Genomic DNA, 935 nt, shown 5'->3' on the forward strand with positions numbered 1-935 from the left:
GTAGCGGGGGCTGCCGCAAGCGCTAGAGGTCTTCGCTACATCTCCGGGAAGCTCCGAGGAGGGGGGAAACATCTGACTTGGTTAACCGCTAACTTGTAACACGCCTAGGTATCTCCCACACTTGTCTGCCAAGTCGTGGAAAAGTCGAAACCATGACAGCAACCGTCCAGCAAGCCACCACTTGGGATCAAATGTGGCTCCCACACTTGCCACTGGTCACCGACAGCCTTGCCGCCGGCCTTTACCGGCAGAAACGCCCTCTGGCGTTCAGCCGGCGCTATGTCGAAGCGAACCCGCGCGCGCTGTCGAATCTGCTCGTCGTAGACATAGACCACGAAGACGCCCTCTACCGCGCCATGTGGAACCGCAAACGCTGGCTACCTAATGCAGTAGTCGAAAACCCACAAAACGGCCACGCACACGCCGTCTGGGCACTCAACGAGCCTGTCACACGCACCGAGTACGCACGACGCAAGCCACTGGCCTACGCAGCAGCAGTTACCGAGGGGCTACGCAGGTCTGTCGACGGAGACACCGGCTACTCAGGACTGATCACCAAGAACCCAGTCCACGCGGACTGGACAACGAATTGGAACACCGAACACCTCTACAGCCTGCCCGAGCTGGCGCACCATCTGGCCGAAGCTGACTTCATGCGACCGACAACGTGGGCACGCACCCGCAGGAAAGCACCGGTAGGCCTGGGCCGCAACTGCATGCTGTTCGAAACAGCACGCACATGGGCTTACCGCGAGGTACGCAAACACTTCGGAGACTCAGACGGCCTACGCGAAGCTATCAGCGCCCACGTACAAAATCTGAACGATGACTTCACCGAACCACTACCGGCTAACGAAGCGCGGCAGATAGCTAAAAGCATCCACCGCTGGATCACTACCCAATCGCGTATGTGGAGCGACGGCGCCGTCGTGTAC

General features: G+C 59.5%; 1 protein-coding gene. It reads left to right on the forward strand.

Annotated elements, in window-relative coordinates:
* Positions 1-152: 152 nt before the first annotated feature.
* The coding region (locus LC419_RS24300) for a replication initiation protein (protein ID WP_223609621.1) at positions 153-935 on the forward strand (783 nt) is incomplete at its 3' end.

The organism is Chryseobacterium sp. OSA05B (assembly GCF_019970065.1).
Classification (GTDB): domain Bacteria; phylum Bacteroidota; class Bacteroidia; order Flavobacteriales; family Weeksellaceae; genus Chryseobacterium.